3 protein-coding genes are annotated in these 2,989 nt (G+C 61.6%); all 3 read left to right on the top strand.

Annotation, left to right across the window (positions count from 1 at the left end):
• Positions 1–393: 393 nt before the first annotated feature.
• The 3 genes from AC1D2E_RS35365 to AC1D2E_RS35355 all read left to right on the top strand — a co-directional run bounded on the left by AC1D2E_RS35365 (position 394) and on the right by AC1D2E_RS35355 (position 2,701).
• Positions 394–1,005, top strand: a complete 612-nt coding sequence (locus AC1D2E_RS35365; RefSeq protein WP_478201717.1) for a cytochrome c oxidase assembly factor Coa1 family protein — start codon at positions 394–396, stop codon at positions 1,003–1,005.
• A 47-nt stretch (positions 1,006–1,052) separates the two neighbouring features.
• Complete coding sequence (locus AC1D2E_RS35360) at positions 1,053–1,661, top strand: class I SAM-dependent methyltransferase (protein WP_478201716.1); 609 nt, start codon at positions 1,053–1,055, stop codon at positions 1,659–1,661.
• 149 nt (positions 1,662–1,810) lie between these two features.
• Positions 1,811–2,701: a DMT family transporter gene (locus tag AC1D2E_RS35355; protein ID WP_478201715.1), complete on the top strand. Its 891-nt coding sequence runs from the start codon at positions 1,811–1,813 to the stop codon at positions 2,699–2,701.
• Positions 2,702–2,989: the final 288 nt, after the last annotated feature.

The raw sequence follows: 2,989 nt of genomic DNA, 5'->3' as shown, positions 1-2,989 counted from the left end.
CCCTCAGGTAGGACTCTTGCGTGCGTGGCCTGAAGCCGCGCAGCACCATCGCATCGATCATGCGTTGACGTAGTGGTGTCATCGTCGTCTCCGAGTTCCGGGGAACATTCCCCGCAACCAAGGTACAACTCAACTCCGCGCAACGCGATCTGCCCCCGTCGCACACATCCACTGCGTCAGCGGTTTAGTCCAACGGTCAGAACCCGACATTCGATGGCCGGGCTCAATCTGCCCGATTGCCGACATTCGCGGCGTGCACGCAACGAGCGCTGTCGAACATACGACCACGCGCCCTGAAGCGCGTGCACACAAACCCACCTCCATGAACAATCGGGCATATTCGTACGCTCGCCTGCAGCAGGCAGACAAGATGAAAAAGACAGAGGAGGGATGATGGAGAACACGTCTGGGCAGGGTGCAACTGCCGAAGTTCCCGCCGAGATTGACCGTTGGAACTGGGGTGCATTCCTCCTCAACTGGATTTGGGGCATCGGAAACAACACCTACCGTGCCTTCCTGGTGTTCGTGCCCTTTGTGGGATTCATCATGCTCTTCGTCCTGGGTGCGAAGGGCAGTGCTTGGGCGTGGAAGCACAGGCGCTGGGAAAGCGTGGAACAGTTCAAACAGACCCAGCGGAAGTGGACGAAATGGGGCGTTGTTGTGCTTGCGGCCATGGTGTTGGCCGCCGTCGCGATGTTCTTTGGCGTGGTATCCCTGCTCAAGGAAAGCGAGGCATTCCGCATATCACTTGCTGCCGTGGAACGAAGTCCTCAGGGGGTGCAGCAGATTGGGAATCCCATCGAGACCGGCATCCCATCGGGAAGCCTGCAGACATCGGGTCCCAGGGGCAGTGCCAGCTTGGCGTACAGCGTGAGCGGACCGAAGGGAAAGGGAAAGGTCTATGTCGAGGCCACGATGGCCCTCGGAAAGTGGCAAATTGACCGTCTTGTCCTTCAGCAAGATGGGACCGGCATCCGCACCGAAATCGACCCGCGCCTCCCTTGAGGCAGTTCCCGGCCACAAGCAGTCATCTCGCCGAGAACGTACACGTCATGATTCCAGGAACTGAGGGCTACGCGGAGCATGCTGAAGAACTGGTCGAGCGCTTCGAGGCCGTCTCATTCTTGGACAAGCACCAAGCCGTTATGCACCTCTTGCCATCAGCGCCGTCGGCAGTCCTCGACGTGGGCGCTGGGACTGGTGTTGATGCTGCATGGTTTGCCTCGCAGGGCCACCGGGTGGTAGCAGTCGAGCCCACGGATTCGCTGCGCTTCGCAGGCATTCGACTCCACAGAGCGCATCCCATCGAATGGATTAACGACAGCTTGCCCGACCTCGCTTGCATATGCGCTCGGGGTCAGAAATTCGATGTTGTCATGCTCACCGCTGTGTGGATGCATCTTGACGAGCAAGAGCGGCGGCGGGCAATGCCGCGGGTTGCATCCCTGCTCGCGCCTGGTGGAGTCCTTGTTATGTCCCTCCGCCATGGGCCGGCGCCGAGGGAACGGCGCATCTTTCAAATGTCGGACGAAGAGACCGTCGCTTTGGCCTCCGGCTGTTCGTTGAAGACGGTGCTCAGTTTGCGCACCGCATCTGCGCAAGCCGTCAACCGCCAGGCAGGGGTTACATGGACACGTCTTGCATTCCGTTGGGCGACTTGACCGCCGCTCTGACGTGCGCGAGGGCCCCCACGACAGGCAGAATGCGGCCAGAACCGGACCTCCCCGCCCAGCCTCCAGACGTGCCATACAAACACTCGGAAGGGTGCTCGCGTGCGTGAAACAGAATCGCCCGGGACATACTCCGGTGCATGAACCGAAACCTCCTGCTTGGCTTGCTCGCTGCATCTGCTGCGGTCCTGATTGGCAGCGGCTGGCAGTTGGTTTCGCGTTATGGCGTGACCACGACACTGGGGCCGCTGGACTTGGCCCTCATGCGCTACGGCATTCCTGCCTTGTTGCTCGGCCCTCTGCACTTCAGGAAGGGGTTGCTGCCCGCTACGGCGCCGCGCTGGGCACCGGTCGCGATGGTTCTCGGCGGAGGCCTGCCGTTTGGTCTTTTGGTACTCGCCGGCGCTCGATGGGCGCCGGCGGCTCACATAGGCGTCGTGCTCGCTGGGGGCGTGCCGCTTTTCACAGTTGTTGCAGCTTGGGCCTTTCGCGGCGAAAAGATTGGCGGCTGGCGTGCGCTCGGCTTGGCATGCATTGCCTGTGGCATGCTTGTCTTTGCCCACGCGAGTTTGGGCGATGCATCGTCGAGTTGGCGTGGTGACGTTCTCTTCGTCATCGCTGCGGTGCTGTGGACCGCCTACTCGCTTTCCTTCAAAGCATGCGGGCTGACGCCGTGGCAGGGCGCCGCCTTCGTCAACGGCTGGTCCACCGTCCTTCTGCTTCCGCTGCTTTTAGCCTATGGCCTGCCCCGGCTCGCGAGCGCGCCCTGGAATGCCGTCGCGCTGCAGGCCTTCGGCCAAGGACTGGTCGCAGGCGTGCTGGGCGTCGTGGTCTACACCGCCACCATCGCCAGATTGGGTGCATCCAATGCATCGTTGACCTTGGCACTGGTACCTGTTGTGACTACGCTCGGCGCGGCCTGGATACTTCACGAACCAATCACGAGAGCAACGCTGGTAGCCCTTGCCCTCGTCGTTCCGGGGGTTGCTCTGGCGAGCGGGATGGTGGGACGGATGGCGAAGCCTCGATAGACCTCAAGAGTCCATGCCAAACGGCGCTGTGCTGTTCAAGCGACGAAGCGCGTGTGCACTAACCCGCAATGGGTCAACAATCCGCCAAATCCGGTCGTACGGACCGCTGAAATGGCTGCCCGGAAGAAGTCGTTCGCGTCTGTTGACAGGCAACCAAGAGTGCCATGTTGCGTTCGGCACAGCGGCCGGGAATTCGGGCGACATCGGGGGATGAAGCGAAGCTGCCGGGTTGGGTGGAGCCGTGATTTGGCCACTGCTACACTGGCGGAACGATGCAGCCAACGCCCC

This window comes from Variovorax sp. P1_H2, assembly GCF_056405295.1.
This window is presented reverse-complemented; position numbering and strand designations above follow the sequence as displayed.